Below are 21,565 nucleotides of genomic sequence, written 5' to 3'. Positions count from 1 at the left end.
TGTGGGTAATGTGTTGCTACGGGACCCAAACAAACTCACTTAGGTTGACAATACTCCAGACCACATCCTCGAGGCGCTCTCGCCAAGCAGGGTTCAGGCGTGGATCCGGCAGAGGACCGCGCCGCGCTCGCATTTCCATCTCCAGAGCGATCTGATTTGCCTCTGGTCGCAAGTGATTGGACCAAGTGACGCGAGGAAGGACCTCTTCCCGCGGCGATTTGGGCTGTTGATCTGGTGGCAAAATCCGCGATTCAAACCCAGGCGTTAGTTGAGCAACGAGAGCCTCTCTTTCCGCGGTGCTGGGGAACCGACTGAGGTAGCGCAGAAAGAGACGCTCGACCACCTCATCGGGAGAACTGCTGTGGAGGGCCACTTCAGACAATTCTCCATTGGCTGTGATACGAGTTAGCCAGTTGGACGCCGTACCATTAGCGAGGACTCCTGGTTGCAGTAGATCGGGCATGGTCTCACGATTGGTGCGAGGATTCTGTCGGGAGCCCGACCAACCAAAGGCTTCTAAGACATCAGCGACAGCGCGGGCTGCCGGCAAACTAAGACTTGGTCGATCGCGTTCGTTCGCTAAACTCGCAAACATCCAGGCTCGCGAAGGCCTGCCTAGGGTCAGACGATTGTCGGCCGCTCGCCTCCCATCCGGGTCAAAGGTAAATTCTTCAACGTGCATCGGCTGTCCGGCGGAGGCATATAAGGAGTCCACCAGTTGCTCCGCCGTTAAACGTCGACGGTCAGGAGCGACGAAGAATCGCGCCACCGCCTCGCTACTTCGATTTTCTCCCACCGCTTGGCGTTGATAAAGATCGCTCGTCATGATCAATCGTGTGAGATGCTTGACATCGTAGCGGTGCGTCATTAACTCTTGGGACAACCAAGCCAACAATTCTGGATGGCTGGCTGTTTTCCCCTCCCAGTCATCCGGAGATTCGATCAGCCCGGCTCCCATCAAACGTCGCCAAACTCGATTGGCGATTACTTGGGTGAACCGCGTGTTCTGAGGTGCCGTTAACAAGCCCGCCAAGCGGTGACGTGTATTGCTGGGATCATGCAACAGTCGATCCAGTGAAGAGTCATCCTGGCATCCCGTCACCTCCGCAAATGGCCACACAGGTGCCACCTGCTCATTGGGCTGCAAGGTAACTTGGATCAACGATTCCCGCAGCTGCTGCTCGAAGAACTCTTTGGGAACACGGCTCGATTGAGGTACGACTACCGATTTCTGTTCGAACATGGCAGCCAAGGCATACAGATCACGCTGCAATGTGCTGTGATAGGGTGAGTCATGACATCTCGCGCACTGCAGATCAATTCCCAGGAACGCGCTAGCCACAATCTGCCCCTTGGCGGCAAAGGGGGCATCGTTATTCCCGGCAATTCCAAAACCAGCACTTCCCCCTTCATGGGCATCTCCACGCAATAGTATCAATTCTGTAACCATGCGATCCATCGCTTTGTTGTCGCGTAGCGCTTCGTACAGAAACCAACGAAACGGCCCTGTCGAATTGAGACTTTTGTTAATGATCGTGGGGTTTTCAGCCAAAACATCCTGCCAATAGCTGACCCAATGATCCGCCCAACGCGGGTCTTCCAACAAGCGGTCGATGGCGCGTTGGCGTTTGTCTGACCGCCTATCTGCTAAAAACGCCCGCACTTCAGCCTCCGTGGGCGGCACCCCGACAACATCCAGGTAGATGCGACGCAACAAGGCGGCGTCGTTCAAGGGCGGGCCCGGCTCTAGCGATTCTGGCGAAACCGGAATTGCTGGCCAGGCGGCCCCAGCTGCAATCCATTTTTCAAGCGTCGCAATCTGCGATTCGGACAATCCCTGGTCACCAGGCGGCATCCGTTCGTCGTCATCCTGCGCACGAATTCGACGAACCAACTCGCTGTCCGCCAAGCTCCCAGGGATGACAATCGGATTCCCTGAATCGCCTCCGCGTAGGAGGGCTGCTCGGTCGTTGAGCAACAATCCTCCTTGAGCCTTTTCGCCATGACAGCGGAAACAATGACTGCGTAGGATCGGTAGGACTTCCCCATGAAAACTTTCCGCTTGTTCAGGTGGGGTATTTCCCACGGCCTGCAATGTCTTGGCAATCTTCGCTTGCAGGAAAGCATCTATAGGATGCCTTTCTTGGCTGACGGGGACGGGCACGAGGTGTTCCTCCACCCATGTTTTGGCGGCCGCATGCCGCATTTCCCAAAAGGTGTCTTGGCTCTTCGAGAGGATGCGCCGCCGCTGATTGTCCAAGCTCTGAAGCGTGGTCTCGCTCTGGAGCAATGCCGCTTCGATCTGAGTATCCACTAAGGACACCGCCGACTCCCCGGCCGCGGGCAACAGAGTAAATGGCGCTCCGACGATCGTCTCTGCTGCAACGCACGTTTCCCCTGGATCTGGACGGAAGTCTTCCCCACCCACGATCATCTCCAGTACGATCTCACACCAGCCGTCTGCGGGCACTTCTGCCATTCCCAGGACTTGCTGTTGACGATGTTCGGCAATCCGCATGCCAGCAACTGGAACGTCGGTCACAGGCGTCAACGGCTCCTCTCCATTCGGAGATGCTAACAGCGGTACACTCCGCGCTACAACCTTTCCATTCACCCACAAGCGCCCCAGCCCACGAACGCGCATCATCAGCCGGCAGGGGCCGGGGGGCAATTGAGTTCGAGTGGCCATACGCAATAGCACGGGAGTGCCCCACGCAGATCGAATTCCCCATTCGTCATAGCGTGTGGGAACGCGATCGAGCAGAAAGCTATCCATTTCCCAGGAAAGAGTCTCGGGAGGGAGTTCCTCGTTGTTGTTCAACCAGCGACTGTGGCTTGGCATCCCTTCATGAATCGAAAATCGAACGCGATGGGAGGGCAATTCCGTGAGGCGAGGCATCACATCTTCAGCCGGGAGAATTGGTAGATCCTCTCCTAGCCGACGATAGCGCGCCTTCATCATTTCATCGTCAAAAGCGCTGCGAAAGATCGCAATTGAATCCAGGGAGCCACGAAAGCTGTTGCCTGGATTGCCTTGTTGAGACGAACCTATCCAGATCGCATCATCATCAACCATGGGGGCCTCAGTGGTGGGCCCCGCAAGGTCCCAGCTCCCCGGTTGTGGCGCACCATCAATCCACCCTCGCATACTCTCCGGTTCACCAAACCGATAAGTAATTGCCACATGATGCCAGCCTCTGCCAGGCTGAAAACCAGACTTCGTGGTCCAACGGTGCCAGAGAGAACCGTCCACATCGGAGTCCCCCAGCGTTGCGAACAGGAAGCTGACGCTGGCTAGCCCCCCGGATTCCCGTACTCGAAGCGCCCAATTTTGGTTATTCTTTGCAAAGCCAGGGCTTCCCGTTCGCCCCTTGCCAATGATATAGGAGTTCTCATTGCGATTTAAATCCTCTACGCGGACCCAAGCTTCCAAGCTGATGGTCTCTCCGTTAGTGAAATCGAAGGAACTCTGCTCCCCTGAATCTTCTAGTGAGAAATAAGCCCCACGGCCATCGAATTTGACCGCAGTGTTGCTCGCATCAAAATCGGGATACTCGGGCGGACGCGGTCCCGGCTGATCACGGTGCACGCCGCCATGCGGCCGCAAGGGCGTCGATTCCTCTGCACTAAACTCCCAGCTCGCTACGGGCTCTGGAGGGGGCGCAGCAAATGCCAGTACTTCTCCCGCAGTCCCACCACCAATTCCGACTACAATGAGCCCCCAAACGATGGTACGATGAATCTTCAAGAAATTGAGCATTGCATACCACTGGGAACGTGTGGCCCAGTGCCAAATAGCGGTAGGATTCGGGAAGGTGGGAAGCAGTCAACGCGGTGGGATATCCAGCAACTACCACCCGCAAGGGGTGATAGCAAGTTATATTCTACACCACGGACGAAACTCGTAGGAAGTTGAGGTGTTTGGGTCACTACCTCAATAACTGTTCAAGCTGAGCCCCTCCTCGGGCTGCTGCCATTCGAATGCAGGACCAACAGGATGTCATCGATGCGTCGACTGCCCATAACCGCTCTGGCGGCATTCGTTCTTGTGAGTTTGGGGACCACGGCTTTCTCGGCAGCAGATGTCGTTGACCAGAACGTGCTCTACGTGAACAACATCTCGTCTGGCCTGGTTTTCCTGGACGGTCAGCATATTTCGGCGCCCTACCGCATTGTTGCCACAGAGCAGCAGATCACCGTCAATGATAGGGTCTTCTTTGCAATCCAAGATCGAGAACTAGCTCAAAGAGCTGATTCCATTCATTTGATCAGTTCCTCCAGCGGGCATTCCGTGGATAACGCGCCTCCTTTGCGTGGCGATGGAAATCGGTTTGGTCGTTCGAGGCCTCAGAATTCTCGCCGCTTCGAGGGCGTTTGGGGGCGTCAGCGGGAATCCTGTGACAATCTGGCTAAAGTTCTAGCCAGCAACTTGGAACAGAACGCAATTGTCGTCTGTTTCGATCAAGAATCCCAATACCTAAGCTCCATGGGAGACCGCCATGATTTCTATTCGGCATTCTCTGATTCTCCCCCGTCGGATGAAGTGCTCCACGATTTTCTCGAACTGGCTCCCTCCGAACGGCGCTCGCAATGGAGCCAGTTGCTGAACTCATTCACCCCAGATGCTGAGACCCGACAATGGATGAACGTGGTGATCAACAGCTTTGATTCGGTCGAAGAGGCCAATTTGGATCACAATTCGGCCGTGTCACGACTGCGTCACGCATCGTATCCCCTGACGATTTTGGGGATGCTTCTAGGGGTGGTTGCATTGGGGCATACATTGCGTTGGCCAGCGGTCGTGGATCGCGACGCGGCAGAGAACGCCATGAAAATTGCCATCGCACTCATGCTGGGGATGAGTTGCTTAGATTTAGTGTGGACGATTTTGGCGGCACAAGCTGGAGAAATGACCGAGCTAAATCCCTTTGCAGCCTATTTCATCCACTCCCCCTGGGCCTTGGCGGGCTTCAAAGCCGTGGCCACCCTTGGCGCCTGTGGCATTCTGTACGCCATGCGACGCAATGAGAAGATTCAACTGGCAACTTGGTGGATGTGCCTGGTCTGTGTACTCCTCACTTTTCGCTGGGTGGTCGTCGACTCGCTCATCAGTTGAGCGTTCCTAAGTCTCGCGGATGCCAGGTGCACGACGCAACAAGTTCCAAGTTCCCTGTCGGTCGCGCACTTGGCCTAGCTCTACCACTCCGGCCGCTGGAGGTTGCAGTGATTCCGCCCCACTTAGGCAGCGGAACTCTGCAGGAGGGGCTTTTCACTACTAAGCCAGCTGCTAATTTGTTGCAACTCTTGGGACCACGCTGAACTGACTCTCCGCGCCAAGAAATGCTGAAACAGAAGGTCCACGGTCTCACTAAGCTCACGAATTCCGTCAATTCGGTCCTCGATACCATAGCCATCATCTTCGTCTACATGAATCTTGGCACCACTGATGGCGAACGATTCGGCTTGCAAGACTAAATCGTATTGCGTTCCGTTGCGGACCAGAGTCATGCCAGTCTTGCGGGGCAGTTTCCCAGCCCGAACGGCCTGCATGGCTTCGGAAAGCTTAACGGGGGACTCGGCCGAGATCGTCTCTTTGCCGTGTTCTCCCAGCGGGCATTCCAACGTCAGCGTCTTGGTCAACATAATCGTAACCTCAGATTCATCGGAAAGTTGAATCGTGTCGGTCTCATTCTCTAGCGTCCACCAAAGCCACAAGATAAACTCGTTGCCCAGAAAATCGGGATTGCTGGAGTCCACGTTAGCCCAGGCAAGCTCACCATGTGTATGGGCAGGGACGAATGCGGCAGGTCGAAGGTCTTCCACCTCAGCTAGCTTTCCAGCTCCGATCGCCCAATTGATGGCCACCGTACCGGCCGTCACTCGGCTAAGTTCCACGTCAAAGGCGCGCTCGAACAGGTCGGCACAATGTCCAGCTGCAGCTGCACCGGAACCACCAAAATAGAGCAAGCTCTGCAGGCGGTCCCACAGCACCGAAAAGCTGGACATCTTGCGATATTTCCCAGTAGCCGCTTCGGCTTCGCACCGCGCCTCGACCGCCTCTTTGGCCTCTAGTTTCTGCGTTTTGGTTGGACGACCTGAGGCATTGTCCTTGGCCAAGCCAGCGATTTCCATCTGCAACCAAGCTTTGCGAATGGCTGCTGGGACTTGATTGGTGTCTACCCGTACCCCACAGTGCAGCGCGTCGTGGATAATATTCTTACCGAAATCGAAATGTTGATCAAACAAGTGATCTCCACCAATAAACCCAATCGACGTATTCTCCGTCGACGAAGTTTGGAACTTGCCACTGGCGTGGTGCGACAGTTTTTCGATGATCTCTTCTTCGAAATGGGGCGCATCGAAACCCGTGACACTGAAACGTTCGAACCCAAGGCTACCAGACAGAAATGGCATACGCGATCCTGCATTAAATCGTGTGAAGAACGTTCAAACGCATCTCGTATGGTTCGCCCTAAAGTCCATCACCATCGACCCAAATCGACAGAGACAGTGCGAAACGTTAGCGTCCAACGCCCATGGAAAATAGTGGGAGGTGTCCTGGAGGTATCGTCGAACTCGGTCCCCAGAGTTTGCCAACAAACCTACGCACGCTACGGAAGCCCCACTTGTTAGAACCGCTCCGGCCGTTGCCTCGCCAACAGACGGCAAGGTCAACGCAATCAATCTGCTAGATCATCGGGAACAGCCAAGCGCCCAAGAGGGTCACTGCAAAACCGGTAAGCCCCATCAGGGTCAGTGCAACCGAAAACGACTTGAGAGTCTGACCAGGCGTCATACCTGTCATCGTCGCTACCTGCCAGAAACCACTATCGTTCATCCATGGCAACGGCTTGGAGCCACACCCAATCGCCAATGCGACATAAACCGGATGAAAGGGAAGCGGTACCGACGCAGCCACCGGCGCCACGATTGATGCTGACGTAATCATCGCAACCGTAGCGCTTCCTTGTGCCGCGCGAATAATGGTGGTCAAGAAGAATGCAGTGGCGAGCATCCCCCAAGGAGCGGTCAGCCCTTCGAATCGCTGGCCAATGGCTGTCGCTAATTGCAATTGTTGAAGAGCAGCGCCGAAGGCTCCACCGGCGCAGGTCAGCAAGACAATTGTGCCCGCATCGGACAGCCCACGCGTCACGGAACTCCCCACAACTTCCTTGCTGGAGTAGTATCGCAACATGGCAATGGAGAAGACAGCCGTACCAATAAAGATCAAATTGGGATCTTTGAACAGGGACAACCATAAACTGAGTTGCTGCCAACCGCTGGAATCCGTGCCTTCCGTCCAGTACTGCACAATCTCCGAACCGCCGAGCAGCGCTATGGGTATCGCAACGGGAATTGCGGCTAGCCACAAGGGCATCTTCCTCGTGCCGGCGGGAGCACTCTTTCGCGGAGCATCACTTGTGGGCAGTTGTTCGGGGCGAAGCTTGACCCAGCGATGACAAACCATTCCGTAGCTAAAGCCGACACTAGCCGCGGCACCGCCAACGATCAATCCAGCCAACATCATGGTTCCAACATTGACGTTCAGTGCAGAGGCAACCAGGAGCGGCCCTGGTGTCGGTGGCACCAGCGAATGCGCCATTGTCGCCCCCACAATAATGGCCATCACCGAGGCTAGAAAAATTTCTGGACGCACGCGTCCTGCGGCTTTGGCGAGCGGCAACAAGAGATAAAACACGTTATCGAAGTAGACGGGCACCCCTAACACAAATCCGCTAAAAGTTAGTGCTACGTTGGTACCTTTCACTCCGAACAGCCAGACTACGGCACCGACCAAGCGCGCCGCTGCCCCGCTCTCGAGCAGGCATACCCCTACAATCGCTGCCATCGTAACTGGAATGCCAAGCTTGCGGAACGTTTTCGCAAATCCTTCGGCGAGCTGGCTTCCGAGACCTGTCCACAGATGATCTTGTGCTTGTTGCACATCTTCTACAGCAACCAACGAATCGCCAAGCACCCCCGGAAACACGCCAACCTCGGGTGCCACCGACCTAGCCGACGGACCTTGTTGGGCGGTCTCCAGCGGCTCATACGATTCGACGTGATACCAAACCAAATCGTGATCGACTTCCGCATCGCTCTGTTCAGGTTCGCCCTCTTTGGCCAGGGTGCGAACCTCTAAACTCCCCTCAGGCGTCGCCACACGTTGCAGTTTGACTCTTGTTTTGGGAGGTATCGGACTCTCTTGCGGCCACCAATGGTAGTCCCCCGTAGCGACAGCCTCGGCAAGTCCAATCAGAGGCGAGTCGGTGGCAATCTGCAAGACTTGATGCCGCACGGAGCTCAGCTGATTGCGGATCTTAATCTCGGGTGGCGTAGCCGCCAGCAGAAACAGACTTCCGATGAGCAAGGCAATCAACGGGTGCAGTCGCAATAATAGAATCGCAACCAACACAACGGCTATTCCCACGCCCGCAACCGCCAATACACTCATAGAACCAATCTCGTTTGATGCCTCAACGCCCGTTTCCAAGATCCCTCGATTCGGGAACAATGGATCTACATACTTCGGGCTCGTCCTGCAAGAGTTTAACCTAGTGCAGTGGTCGGGACTGGCTAACTGGGAGCGACGGCTATATTTTTGTTGTCGATGGTTACCTCAACTGGTCAGGCTCCTCAGCAGCGAAGCCTCCCCTGAATTCAAGAACTCTGCCGCAATTTCCAAATGCAGCCCGTCCCGCCGGTCCGCATTGAAACCGTGAACCACTCGATTTCCCATTAAGTTAGCACTTGTCATGTCCAATCCTGAAACGACTTCGCGAGATCCCAGTCAACTTCGCAGCTCCCGCTGGTTCACCCCGGATGACCTGCGATCGTTTGGTCACCGCTCACGTCTAAAAGGAATGGGGATTGATGACGAAGATTTTCGCGACAAGCCAGTGATTGGAATTCTCAATACCTGGAGTGATCTCAACACCTGCCACTCACACTTTCGTGAACGGGCCGATGAAGTGCGACGCGGAATCCTTCAAGCCGGTGGCTTCCCGGTCGAAGTCCCTGTCATGAGTCTGGGGGAAATGCTAATGAAGCCCACGACCATGTTGTATCGCAATATGCTGGCCATGGAGACTGAAGAGGTGCTCCGTTGTCACCCCATTGACGCCGCGGTATTGATGGGAGGGTGTGACAAGACCGTACCAGGTCTGCTCATGGGAGCCATCTCAGCCGATATCCCAGTCGCGTTTCTACCAGCCGGCCCCATGCTCAAAGGCCGTTGGCGGAACGAAACGCTGGGGAGTGGTTCCGACGCATGGAAGTACTGGGCCGAGCGATGCGCGGGCAACTTGTGCGATGCCGCTTGGGGGGAAATCGAAAACGGTATCGCTCGTTCGGCAGGTACATGCATGACCATGGGAACCGCATCCACCATGGCCTGTATCGCCGAAGCGATGGGCATGACCCTCCCCAATGCCGCCAGCGTTCCAGCGGTGATGGCCGAGCACAGCCGCCTAGCCGTCGCGACCGGTCGACGCTGCGTCGAACTCGCTTGGGAACAAGTGACTCCTTCAAAAGTTCTGAGTGCCAAGTCGATCGACAACGCCATCACCACGTTGCTCACCATTGGTGGTTCTACCAATGCCATCGTCCATATTTTGGCTTTTGCACGACGCATTGGATTCCAATTGTCTCTCGACCGCTTCGACGAACTCTCGCAACAGGTACCCGTGCTCTGCGACTTGCGGCCCAGCGGTCGTTTTCTGATGGAAGATCTATTCAACGCCGGAGGCTTGCGCGCCCTGCTTAAAAACATCGACGACCTCCTACACTTAGACTGTCCAACCATCAACGGCAGGACTCTTGGCGAGCAAATCGAGCAAGGGGAAGTGATCGACGACGAAGTGATTCGGCCTCGCACGCGACCTCTTGCCACGACCGGCGGAACATGCGTCCTCCGAGGAAATCTCGCACCCGATGGTTGCGTCCTTAAAACGGTCGCTGCGGATCCCAAATTGTTGCATCATAAGGGCCCCGCGTTGGTGTTCGACAACTACCCGCATTTGAAAAAGATGCTCAACGACCCTGACCTACCAGTGACTGCGGACACCGTGCTTATTCTCCGCAGTGCTGGACCACTGGGCGCCCCGGGATTTCCGGAATGGGGCATGCTCCCTATCCCGAACAAACTTTTGCAACAGGGCGTACGCGATATGGTACGCATCTCCGATTCGCGGATGAGCGGCACCAGCTACGGTACCTGCATCCTGCATGTTTCTCCCGAATCTCATCTGGGCGGCCCCTTGGCACTAGTCCAAACGGGTGACGAGATAGAGCTGAACGTTACGGCACGGCAGCTCAACTGGAACGTCCCGCCTGAGGAGATCGAAAAACGCAAGGCTGCCTGGAAGCCCCCCGCCCAATCCGCAGTACGTGGCTACCAAGCTCTGTTTGGGAAACATGTGACACAGGCCCATGAGGGGTGCGATTTTGATTTCCTCGAAGGCAACAGTCCGGGCGAGGAACCCGCCATCTTCTAGAGCTGCAGACAGACGCCTTGCCCAAAGCAATGGGGAAGCCAGTTCCCTAAAGTTCATCTGTGAGGGTTTTGCGGATTATCGGGCTAAAATAAGGGGCGATGCGCGAGTTTCAGGTTAGTAATTGGATTAACCACTAGGCTGCTAGTTCAAAAGACTTTGCAGGTTGCGTAACATAGGTAATGAACTCGTGTCGCCTCTCTTCTTGCTAAGCCAACTTGGATGGTCCAACTCTCGTCACAATCGAAAATCGCACAGTTCGTGGGTGGGGCTCTGCACCGCTGTTGGGCCGCTGTCAGGGGCGGTCGACCACTCGGGATGCGGGCCATCGCCAGCGGTCCGCGTTCCTGCGCACCTCGATGGAGCTTAGCCTGGAGTAGCACATGGGCCATGCTCTTCTTTCTAGTCTGCCTCCTAGCCCCCCCGATAGGCCAGGCCCAAGAGGACAGCGAGACGGTAGATCGAACCAATAGCTCGTGGCCCAATATTCTCCAGAACGGCACCTTGAATACCCAAGCCCGGATCTGGTTTCGTGGAGAAGATGGCAAAATCGTGCTCCTGGCCAACAGCTCGTTGGAAGAGATTTTGAAATTGCGAGGCCAGGACTCCACCGCCGGACTGAGCAATGCCTTCCCCAACTACAGCTTTACGGAAGTTTCCGTTGTGGCAGATGCTCGCGGCGAGCTGGCTGAGGTCGAGGGCAAGTTCAGTGTCGCGTTGGGGGCTGCGGATCGGGTGGCCCAAGTGCCTCTATACTTCGACTCCTGTCGTCTTACGACGCGACCGGTCATGACCGGCGAAGCGACCAAGCAGGCCTTCCGCCCCAGTAGCGACTCGACTGGATACGAATGGCTCTTGATCGGAGATACTGCCGTCGATCATTCGATCACGCTGCAAGGAAAGAGCATTATTGAGCAAGACGCGGATCGTCGCAGCCTGCGGTTCTCCCTTCCGCAAACTCCTTGCAATCTAAAGATTACCCTGCCCTTGGGCGTCGTAGACGTTCGCGCCCGATCCGAGGACATTATCGAACAATCGGTTGGAGAACAATCCGTTGAACTGAAGGTTGCCAGTCGCGGCGGGGAATTTGTACTGAGCTGGCGAGTCGGGGGTGGCGGAACTCGCGTGGCAGCCGTGGAGGCGGAGAGTCAAACCAGTTTTGAGGTGGGAGACCCCGCGCTTACTTGGCAGTGCACGACCAATCTTGAAGTCCGTTGGTACGGTACCGACGCAGAAGACCAAGTCATCATTCGACTCCCTCCTGGGGCCCGCTGGCGGAATATTCCCAATTCTGATTTTGAGCGGTATCGCCTAACTCGCCGCGAGAGCTCGATCGCGCCAGAATCCGAGCAGAATCCAGATACCTCGACCGCCCAAGATCTACCTCCAGAGCAGAGTCCCCCTTCTCCTGGGCTGATTGTTGAAGAACTTCTCTTGGAGAACTTTGATATCAAGCAAAATCGTTCCATCGACCTCCCCTTAAGCTGGGAGTGGACGCCAGGGCTGCAGGAGGACAACGAGCTGTCGGTGAAAGCAAAGATCCCTGGTATTGTGATCGAGGGCGTCGACTCGCATCATGGAAGACTCGAGTGTCGGCTCCCGTCGTTGTATTCGATTGTTTTCGAATCGCTTTCTGGCGCCAGCCTGCTGCAACAAGGTCCCTCCTCAGATGATGGCTTTGCTGGAAAGAGGATTCTGTTCGACTTCGATCGCCAAAATTTTGATCTGGTCATTGCGTTTCGGCGCTCCCAGAGTCTGCCCATCGTTCGCCCCACTTATCACGTCCGAGTGGATCGCAACAAGCTGGTACTCACCGGTTGGCTAGATTGTTCGTTTGATCCCAACCAACTGCAACGCGAGATCGGCTTGGTCATGCCAGACAGTTGGATTCTACAGGAGAATACCGCGCGGACGCTCACCAATCCGGAAAGCCCTTTTGAAGATACAGGTGAGGTGCTCCGAGTCCGAAGTCCCGAGGACAACGACGGAACCTACATCTTGACCGCGCCTGATTCGTCAGCCAGCAACGCCAATAGCAACCGTAGGATCGAGCAGATTTGGCGGATCGTGGCCGAACGAGAATGGAAACCGGACAATGACAATGCGCTGGAATTCCGCATCCCGGAAATCATTCGAGGACAGCTCGACGGAGCCCCTTTGATCGACCCCGGTTCCGGGACGTTGTTAGTTAGTAGTGAAGATAATATTTTGCTTCGCGACTCGAGAAGCTCAGGCTTGCTAACCGACACCTTTTCCACCGAATACCAAAAATATGTCAAACGGATTGGCGTTCGCAAACCACTCGTTTTTCGCTTTCAAAACCAAAGTACCACTCCCTACTGGGCGGGTAATGTCGGACTCCTTCCCCAGCAAATTAGCCTCTCGCAAAACGCCACCATCGAAGTCCTCAATTCCCAGATAGAGATTCAGCAGATGTTCGATCTGCAAATTTCGAACGAACCTCTGGAGAAATTGCGATTTGCGGTGCGACAGGATGCCGACCAAGTTCACCCTCCCCAAGTCATCGTGGATGGCAATTCGACCTATGTTGAGTTGGTGGAAACCATGGGAGCTGCGGAATTGGCCGCAGCCTACCCGGGCGTCATGGCACCCGAGCCCTTGAGCAAAGAGAACGCGAAGAGCAAGTCGAGCGAAGCAACGCCTTCAACTTGGCAAATCTATCAATTCGTGGGCGTCCCAGAACTGTTGGGGACGAAGCGAATCCTATTGGAAACCAGCATTACATGGGACAATTCCGCCACGGCGCTTCCCGGTAACTCAGCGGAGTCACCGGACAAAGCAGTCGCTCCAGAACGCCAAACGAAGCGTGTACACGTGCCGCTGGCTCGCCTGCTGATCCCCGCCAATACACTGCGGCTCAAAGAGCAGTGGGTGTTGCTGCACAATCAACAACTCGGCGTCCAACCAGTAACGGGACAAAATCAGCCCAGCTTCAGCTTGGACGACGAGGGGAATACAATTCGGCAACTGCCTCCCCTGCAAACCGACATCGAATTGGAGCTGACCATCCACCAGCAACGAGAGGCAGCTTCCATCCGCGTTGAACGAAGCTGGCTTCAAACTGCAATCACCGGAGACGAGCGGCGCGATCGCTACGTCGCCCAGGTCTCAACGACCGCCAGTGAGCTGCGGCTGCAATTGCCTAAGTTTATTCGAAAGCTAATGGTTTACGTGGATGGAGTCCAACAGACGGATTTAACCTATCGCTACGACAACACGTCCGACACACTTGTTATCCAATCGCCTAGTGGCACCAAGCAGTTGCACGTCATCGAAGTCTCCTATTTCTTGCAGGAAAACCTCTCTTGGTTCACCAGAATTGATATCAAGGCTCCGCAAATCACAGGCGCCGAGTACCTAGACGTCTTCTACTGGCAATTGGTCACGCCCCAGGTACAACACCTTCTATGGCCGCCCGAACAACTGACTGCGGAATGGCTCTGGCAATGGAGTGGTCTCTGGTGGTTTCGAAGCAGCGGGGATACCGACCTAGAGCGTTCCATTGGCGCCACCAAACAGGCCAACTTGCCACCGGCGATGAACCGCTATCTGATGAGTAGCCGATTGAGTGGCGGCCCCAACGCGAGTGGTGCTATGCACACTTGGATCGTCTCCCGTTTCGCACTTTGGTTTCCAGTCGGTGTCTTCGCAATTGCCATGTCGTACTTGCTGCTGAATTATTCGGTATTCCGCCGCCCCGTGTCGCTCATGGTGTATGCGGTAGGCCTAGGTGGGTTGGCCACGATCGTCCCCGATTTGGCAATGGTCCTCGGGCAGACGTCCGTGATTGCCTTGAGTCTGGTTGGGCTCGTGTGGTCGACGCAAATCGCGATCGATTCTCGGGTCCGTCGGCGAAGTGTCTTTACGCACCGTCCCGCTTCCCATGTCGATTCCAATGCTCACTATTCGGGAACGCGAAACTCGGGCCCCGCTTTTGCCGCACCGGCCTCACCTTCGACAACCCATGGCGGCTCCTCCGTTGCAGCCAACGGAGGGAATTAGATGCCGTACGGTCCACTTAAGCCCTACATCGCCGTGGAGATCAAGCGTCCATCTCCGCCGCAATGCCAACTGGCTGGGCCTAGCGTTTTCTCGCTCCCCGTCCGAGTCGTGTTTTGGGTCGCTTGCCTCCTGTTTCAGTTCGTCAGCCTTGCGCCCTCCCTCCTGCCCGCTGCTCCTCCGGCCGGTTGGGATGTAATGCGCGTCTATCTCGAGGACGACCCCGATCTAATTCTTAAACTTGCTACCGATGATTACTCCCCGATCAAGATTGAATTGCTCGACGAATTGTTAGCCGAAGAGGCCCAGCGTCGTCGTGCATTCAGCCTGGAGGGTAGCGGCATATCGGATGCGAGCTATGTGGTTGTCCTCGAAGGAGATCGCTTGGTCTCCGAGAAATCGGCCTGGGTTACCAATGGAATTGAGGAGAGCCAGCCGATCCAGTTAGGGCCGACTTCCTTAGCATTGGGAAATGCCCGTCAGCTCGACCCCACACAACGCCAGCTGGTTGATTTTCTAAGCTGCGATGTTGCGGGCAACCTCTACATCCCCTACCAAAGTGAGACCCCAGTCTACTGGTTTGGCTTCACCGCTAGAGGAAAAACCGTCGGTTCAACGCGAACTTTTGCACTGGACCTACCAGCCGCCACTCGCGGCCGATTGCTTCTTGCGCTTCCGGCGCATTTACAGCCGTCGAGTCCAGATGTTGTCGTTGAATTGACTCCCACCCCCGAACAGCAGCTTCCAGACTACTGGAACGACGACACGCTCCCCATGTCCTCAGGGGGAGCCCCTCTTCAATGGTGGACCGTCTATTGTTCGGCAGTTGCCAAGTTTGAACTGGTGATCGCAGACGCTGCCGTCACCAACACTTTCGGTCTCAAGCATGTGGTCCGTTCAACTCGCGCCGACTACCAACTGCGGAGGAACCTCCTGGAGTTGACGACCCAGTTTGAGCTAGAGCCCAACGATGACAGCACTCCCTTGCAATTGCTGGTTGATCAACGTCTCAAAATACGCAATCTGACGTTGGATGCGCAACCGGTCGAATGGCGAATTGTCCCCACTCCGAGCACCACCGATTTTTTGATTGAGTTGGAAACCGACACAGAATCTTTGCCACGCCGCAGCCTGATCGTACAAGCCTTAGCGGAGGAAGACTTTCTTGCACCGCCGCAAACCAGCACAGACAATCTTCCGGCGGGTGAGCATGGACCGTCCACAGCCTCTCCAACTGTGTTGCCGCAAATCCAACTATCCCAAGCTGCTACGATCAATGGAACAACAACGGTTCAAGCTCTAGACAACCTGCTAGTCACCCGACTGGATGCCGCAGACAGCATTGTGGAGTCGACCAACTCCCCATCGGACAACACTCGCCCCGTGTGGACTGCACGGTGGTTGAATACATCACCAGCGATCACAGCACACATCGCCCAACAAACCCGTCAATGGCAAGTCTATGGACTAACACGATTCTCGATTCAAGCCGAATGGTTGTCTGCCAGTTGCCGTTTAAGGATCACCGGAAAATCCCCCACGGTCAATGAACTCAAGATGCGTGTTGGCGACGGTTGGTTCGTGGATAGCGTGCGAGTCGTTCAGGCAAGCGAAGCCAATCTGCGTGTAGAGCTAGGCGACTCAGTTGATACTGCCGATGCCTTAATTACTGCGGACTGGGATGGAACTCCACAAAACGTTAGCTTTGAGATCGAAGCGATCGCACACAGTCCGAGATCTCAGGAATCCGAACAATTTAAATTGATCGCAGATAGCATTGTCACCCTTCCCGATGCATTCCAAGTTGACAACTACGCTGTCGATGCACTGGGGCCGTTCGAAGTTCGTCCCACGGCTACTTTGGTACCTTACCAAATACAGCCAAGCAACCTGCCTGACTGGCAGCGAGAACTACTGCCCCAGGCGGGCAATGTCTGGCTCTTCCATGCACCTCAGGGAGCAATGCCATCCATCCAGATGGTCGCGTCTGGAGGCACTTTCGTCTCCAACGTGACGACCATCGTCCATGCTACCAACCAACATTGGCAGACCGATGTGTGGATTCAATGCCAGCCCATGTCGGGCGCCGTTGACAGCCTTCAGCTGAACTTTCCACCTGAGACCGATGCGGATCTCCTTGAGTGGCATTTCATTTCCGATGATGGAAACTCCAGTCCCAGTCCCATCACCGCGGTTCGGCAGGAGACCTTAGGCAATAGAGACGTATCGATCGAGTTGAAGCTACCGCAAAGCATGCAGGAGGCTTTCAAGTTGCAAGCGGTCTTGGGCACTCGGCCCCTATCCGCACAAACTTTGCGAGTTCCCATAGTCAATGTTCCCCGGGCCGCGTCGAGTGGTTCCCTGCTGATTTTGCCGAAGCAGTTTGCCGCTCCGTCCAATGAGCAGAGTATTGAATTGCTGTCGACAGGCTTGTGTTGCTCGGACGATGACATCGTTCAAGCGATTGAAAGCATGAGCCAAAAACAGGCGAAGAACTCCATTGCAGCCAGACTGGACACCAGCAGTAGTCAGTGGCTGGAATTCGAGATGGTCCCTCAATCGACCAACTCTCGCCTCTGGGCTTGGCAGCAATTCGTCGAACATACCATACGAGACGACGGCTCGCGTTTGCATGAAATCAGCTGGACGATGGAGTCCATAGCCGATTCCTCATGCGACATCTGCTTGCCCAAGGATTGGCGAGTCGACAACGTTAAAGTCGATGAGCAAATCATTGAAATGGCCCCCTCGACTAGTAAGACGGAGCAATTCAAGACACTCACCATCAAACTGCCCGCAGGCCAATCGACGGTAACTCTCCGCTGCACCAGTAAGTCCGATCCATTGTCATGGCTCGAAAACGCAGCCCTGCCAATTCCTCAAGTTTCGGTGCCCACGCTGAGCAGTCGGGCACGCGTGATGATTTCTCCGTCACACATTCCACTAACCCTACTACGTCAATCCCAAGTCACAATTCGACTTATCGACCGACTGAAGACCAGCAATCTGTGGCATTGGTTAGCTCCCAGCCAGCTCCAAGAAACACGTCCCAGTGATGCCCCTTTTTCATCGGGGTGGACTTCGATGCCACTCCTGGTAGAACAACCTGATGTCAGCAGCGGCCCGATTACGCCAGCCGTCGCAAGAGTTTGGATTGTCCATCGAACTGCCTTTGCAACCATGGTCTTGGCCAGCGTCCTACTTTGCACATCTCTCCTGAGGATCGTCAGCAAGCGACATCCACTGATTGGCTGGTATGCCATCATGCTCAGCGCCGCTTTCGTTGTTGCCGTTCCCAGTTGGTTACTCCCCGTAGCGCAAATTCTGCTATTGGCCACATTGGCCGCCGCGCTGCTTCAGCTCGTCGCTCCCGTTCTAAACCTTTGTAGCCAAGCTTCAAATGGCGTGCGCAGCGGGTCCCGTCTGCTTCGAGGGACGCTGCCAGCACTCTTGATCCTGGCAACTTTTCCAATCGCCAATGTCGGGGCGCAAGGCGTTCCGGAACGAACCACGACTTCCAGCTCCAATTCCGAAGAAAGCCCAACTATCTACGGTGTCCTTATCCCCGTCGACAGCAAGAACGAGGTGGCGGGAAGCTACATTTACGCGCCTACAAAACTCCTTCAGTTGCTGCAGAACCCGTCGTCCAGCGGTACCCAAGGGTTACCCCCTCAAGTGCTATCTGCAGAGTACAAAATGCGGATTCGGCACAGCTTGTCTGGTACGTACCGCGCTCAGGAAATTAGCCTGACCCTCCAATTGCGTTTCCACCACACCAACGCCGATTTTGAACTACCTCTGGCCGCTTCTCCGCTGCGTCTCGTGGGCAGCCAAGTTGGCGGACAGGAATTGGCGCTAGGAGGCCGCATCTCGCAGGATGCGGAGACCAATTCCGTCTTCTACCGTCCGCTAGCCGCAGGCACCATCCAATTGCAGCTGAGGTTCGACGATATTGAACCGACCTTGATCCAGGACAAACTGCACGTCAAATTCTCCATACCTCCGCTACCGAATGCCACGCTTCGTCTCCTGTCCGACAACCAGCAGAATTTTGATGTCGAGTCCATTGGGCAAGTTCAGAAATCAATGTCCAGTTTGTTCGCCAAACTTGGAGCGATTGATGAAATTGACATCGCCTGGCCAGCGGAAAATGCCGCTAGTTCCTTTGTGGGCCCGACCGCCACTTTCACGGCTGCTACCTGGATTCATTCCACCGGTAGCCAAGTGATTGCTGCGTGCCAACTACAGCTCCCAGAAGACGAGAGCTTCCCCAACGAATTTCGAATACTCTGTGATGCGGGCTGGGAACCGGTCGGCGCTAGTTGGGGCGACGGTGAATTGACGGGCGAAGCTTTGACTTCGATGGGCAGTCAGAAGAGCTACTCCATGCGGTTGCGTGCAGAAACAGCCTCCAACACTTCCCGAGTCATTCGGGTCTTGATGCTCCCTAAGAACGCCAACCTATCTAGCTCACTCAAGCTGCCGTTTCTGACCCTGCAGGGAATGACCCAACCCAAACGTACTTTGGGTTGGTCCAGCGAGCCCAACGCTCGGTGGCGACTGGAAGACATCGATTTCTGGCAGCGTGCTGCGGATCAACAGCAAGTCAGCTGGGGTGGCTTGAGTCTATCCACCCTATCTCCCACGCTCTATATCGTGAGTGATGGAGCCATTGCCACCAGCATACGCAGGTTGTCAGAGGCTTCCGAAGTAATTGTCAATGAGGTGACGAGAGTTCATTTGGCCGCGTCCAACGTTCGCATGAACTACCGAGCCCAGTTTAAGCAAGCGAGATCTACGCGAGTGCCAATTCGTTTGCGGCTGCCTAAGAACATGCATCCTACCCGAGTCGTTATCGATGGGAATCCGGCAACTTACACGCTTGGAGTCGAACGGGACTCGAACATTCTCTTGGTGTCCGCGCAACAGACTGCCGCGGCTATCGAGATCGTGGAACTGGACCTAACTGCAACGGCCCAAACCGGTTCTCGCCACCCCCTGCCCAGAATCACCATGGAGGAAGTCGAGGCTGAGAGCTCAAGCTATCGCCTGATGCGCGCGGCTGGCATGGAATGCGAATTGTTTGACGACTCTAATGCCGACATTGCTTGGGAACCAAGTAATGTCCGAAGTGCCGAGCTGCTTGAAAACTTAGAAGCCTTGGTAGGCGATGCGGAATTGGGCGGGGATTACCGTCAGGCCCAACTACCGATTGAATACCAATTAACAAAACAGACTAGAGATGCGAATCCCAGCTCTACACTATTCCTCGATCGAGGCCCTTCCGGTTGGAATTGTCGATTCGAGATACGGTGGGAACAACTGCAATCTCCATTGGATATCGCAAGCTTTGAAATACCACTTGCCATTCGTGACTCTCTTGAAATTGGCAAATTGACGCGTCGCCTAATCCCTACCGGCGATCCCTCTCGACTAAACCTATGCGTCGTGCCACCGAATCCAGTCGACGGAGTGGTCGAACTACAATTGCAGTTTCCCCTCCAGGATTCACCAGCGGGGCAATCCATTTCGATTCCTAGCATTCGCGTTTTAAATGAAGGGGTGAATTCAACCGTGGTCGCCCTGCCTAAGCAGCTCGATGGTCAATCAGTGCGATGGACTAGGCTAGGAGCTCCGATTTCGGATCAGCAATCGACCAATCTAAACAATGAGGATTGGAGCAATTACTTTTGCTTTAATTTCAGTCGCAACCAGACTCTAGCGGTCTGGCGTTCCGAGGGCAAATCAAAAAAGCAAGCTGAGATTCTGTTTCAGCGTGTCACGCTCGCCTCGGAAACCAGCGGTGTAATTTCGGGATACACCCAGTACTGGATCGCCCCCAATGGTCAGGTGAATCTCACCATTGCTCTTCCCGATGCCTGTCGCATCATCGGCATCGAAAACGGAGTCCAACCGGCGACATGGCAAGCTCGCAAGGATGGCAGTGTGAACGTGTTGTTGCAACCCAATTATCTGCCGATGAATCTCAGAGTCTTATTGCAGTGGGAAAAGCAGGATACTGGCGCTCTCGCAATCCAGCTACCAACATTCCCCAACGCGCTCCAAGCAACTGACGAAATTTCCATTTTGGATCAGTTGCAGGAATCTCGCTTACGCCTAGTTCCCGAGCATTTTACCAGCAGCGACGGGAGAGCCTCTCTAGGTGCAGAGCTGGCAGCAACCTCCGGCTCGGGAACCCCAACGGGTCGGCTGACGCCCCCCACCGCTTCCCTCGATTCAGGAACGGACAGCGAAGACAATTCTCCGACAGAAGCGGAGTTGGCAAGTCCGCAAATTCAATTGGAGAATGCGGAGCGTTGGGCAGAGGTCATTGTGCTGGCGACCGCAAATGTCAGCCGACTCTCGAACACCGAAATGGAAGCCTGGTTGTTGAGTTGGCATCCCAGCACCGTTGGAATCAGCGGTAAGCTTTTGCTACCAGAGCTAGCCCCCAGCTCACCTGCCATTCGCAGAGATGAGTCGCAGACTCCGCTCACAGTTGAAGATTTTTGGACAGCGACGTGCGAGTTCTTGGGTGCGAGCGACATAGCCAGTCAAAGTCCACCACAGTCGGCCCTCCCTGAGTTTTCCGCCCAGAATACGATTCCGATTCCCCAACTAGACGGAAACGAATGGCTGGTCGCACGCTCGGATTTGACGCGAATCCACAGCGGCCAGCAAATCGTGGTCGAATCGCAAGAGGATTTCGTATCAGCCACACCGCGGTTTGTCGCTGCCTTCCTTATTCTAGCGGTAGCAGTACTAGCCGGATTTCTTTTTCGCAAATTCACCCCATGGTATGCCGAATTGCTCTCAGCCCATCCCTACCTGTATTGGTGCCAACTCGGCCTGATCACGGGGCTGCTGTTGCCCATCTATTGGCCAAGCATGGTTTTGCTTTCCACAGCCGCGGTGCTGTTCGTCGCCCATTTTTCCGATAGGCGTCGCCGACAGCAATCGGCCTCGCGCGGTTAGCCAACACGTGTCCCTCGCCATCTACCGCTTAACTGCAATCATCGCAGTCTCGGAACGCGTTGCCGGAGAGCTGGCAG

The 21,565-nt window shown here is 55.2% G+C and carries 7 protein-coding genes; 4 read left to right on the top strand and 3 right to left on the bottom strand.

Going from position 1 to position 21,565, the window contains the following annotated elements; translation table 11 throughout:
* Positions 1-16 precede the first annotated feature (16 nt).
* Positions 17-3,760 carry a DUF1553 domain-containing protein gene (locus Q31a_RS09095; RefSeq protein ID WP_145076801.1) on the bottom strand — a complete coding sequence of 1,248 codons (3,744 nt, stop codon included), beginning with the start codon at positions 3,758-3,760 and terminating at the stop codon, positions 17-19.
* Between the two features lie 246 nt (positions 3,761-4,006).
* On the opposite strand from Q31a_RS09095, the gene Q31a_RS09090 reads away from it, so the two are divergent.
* Positions 4,007-5,116 carry a DUF5658 family protein gene (locus Q31a_RS09090; RefSeq protein ID WP_145076799.1) on the top strand — a complete coding sequence of 370 codons (1,110 nt, stop codon included), beginning with the start codon at positions 4,007-4,009 and terminating at the stop codon, positions 5,114-5,116.
* Positions 5,117-5,238: 122 nt separating this feature from the next.
* Here the strand turns inward: Q31a_RS09090 and Q31a_RS09085 are convergent, their stop codons facing one another.
* Together Q31a_RS09085 and Q31a_RS09080 are read right to left on the bottom strand one after the other, a co-directional pair.
* Positions 5,239-6,414, bottom strand: a complete 1,176-nt coding sequence (locus Q31a_RS09085; RefSeq protein ID WP_145076797.1) for a hypothetical protein — start codon at positions 6,412-6,414, stop codon at positions 5,239-5,241.
* A gap of 274 nt (positions 6,415-6,688) precedes the next feature.
* A complete protein-coding gene (locus Q31a_RS09080; RefSeq protein ID WP_145076795.1) occupies positions 6,689-8,455 on the bottom strand; it encodes a GntP family permease in 1,767 nt (588 codons plus the stop codon).
* A 301-nt stretch (positions 8,456-8,756) separates the two neighbouring features.
* On the opposite strand from Q31a_RS09080, the gene araD reads away from it, so the two are divergent.
* The 3 genes from araD (at position 8,757) to Q31a_RS09065 (ending at position 21,488) form a co-directional block, all read left to right on the top strand.
* Positions 8,757-10,496, top strand: coding sequence for an L-arabinonate dehydratase (gene araD, locus Q31a_RS09075; protein ID WP_145076793.1), 1,740 nt, complete (start codon positions 8,757-8,759; stop codon positions 10,494-10,496).
* A 387-nt stretch (positions 10,497-10,883) separates the two neighbouring features.
* The gene (locus Q31a_RS09070) at positions 10,884-14,516 is read left to right on the top strand and encodes a hypothetical protein (RefSeq protein WP_145076791.1); all 3,633 of its coding nucleotides are present in this window, start codon (positions 10,884-10,886) and stop codon (positions 14,514-14,516) included.
* On the top strand, positions 14,517-21,488 hold the full coding sequence (locus Q31a_RS09065; RefSeq protein WP_145076789.1) for a hypothetical protein: 6,972 nt from the start codon (positions 14,517-14,519) through the stop codon (positions 21,486-21,488).
* Positions 21,489-21,565 lie beyond the last annotated feature (77 nt).

The organism is Aureliella helgolandensis, assembly GCF_007752135.1.
In the GTDB taxonomy this organism is placed as follows: Bacteria; Planctomycetota; Planctomycetia; order Pirellulales; family Pirellulaceae; genus Aureliella; species Aureliella helgolandensis.
The sequence above is the reverse complement of the archived record's forward strand: the minus strand, read 5'-3'. Positions and strand labels throughout refer to the sequence as shown.

Excerpts from the sequence above, each read along its gene's own strand:
- Q31a_RS09090 (WP_145076799.1), top strand. The coding sequence starts at position 4,007 with ATGCGTCGACTGCCCATAACCGCTCTGGCGGCATTCGTTCTTGTGAGT.
- Q31a_RS09095 (WP_145076801.1), bottom strand. The coding sequence starts at position 3,760 with ATGCTCAATTTCTTGAAGATTCATCGTACCATCGTTTGGGGGCTCATT.
- Q31a_RS09085 (WP_145076797.1), bottom strand. The coding sequence starts at position 6,414 with ATGCCATTTCTGTCTGGTAGCCTTGGGTTCGAACGTTTCAGTGTCACG.
- araD (WP_145076793.1), top strand. The coding sequence starts at position 8,757 with ATGTCCAATCCTGAAACGACTTCGCGAGATCCCAGTCAACTTCGCAGC.
- Q31a_RS09065 (WP_145076789.1), top strand. The coding sequence starts at position 14,517 with ATGCCGTACGGTCCACTTAAGCCCTACATCGCCGTGGAGATCAAGCGT.
- Q31a_RS09080 (WP_145076795.1), bottom strand. The coding sequence starts at position 8,455 with ATGAGTGTATTGGCGGTTGCGGGCGTGGGAATAGCCGTTGTGTTGGTT.
- Q31a_RS09070 (WP_145076791.1), top strand. The coding sequence starts at position 10,884 with ATGCTCTTCTTTCTAGTCTGCCTCCTAGCCCCCCCGATAGGCCAGGCC.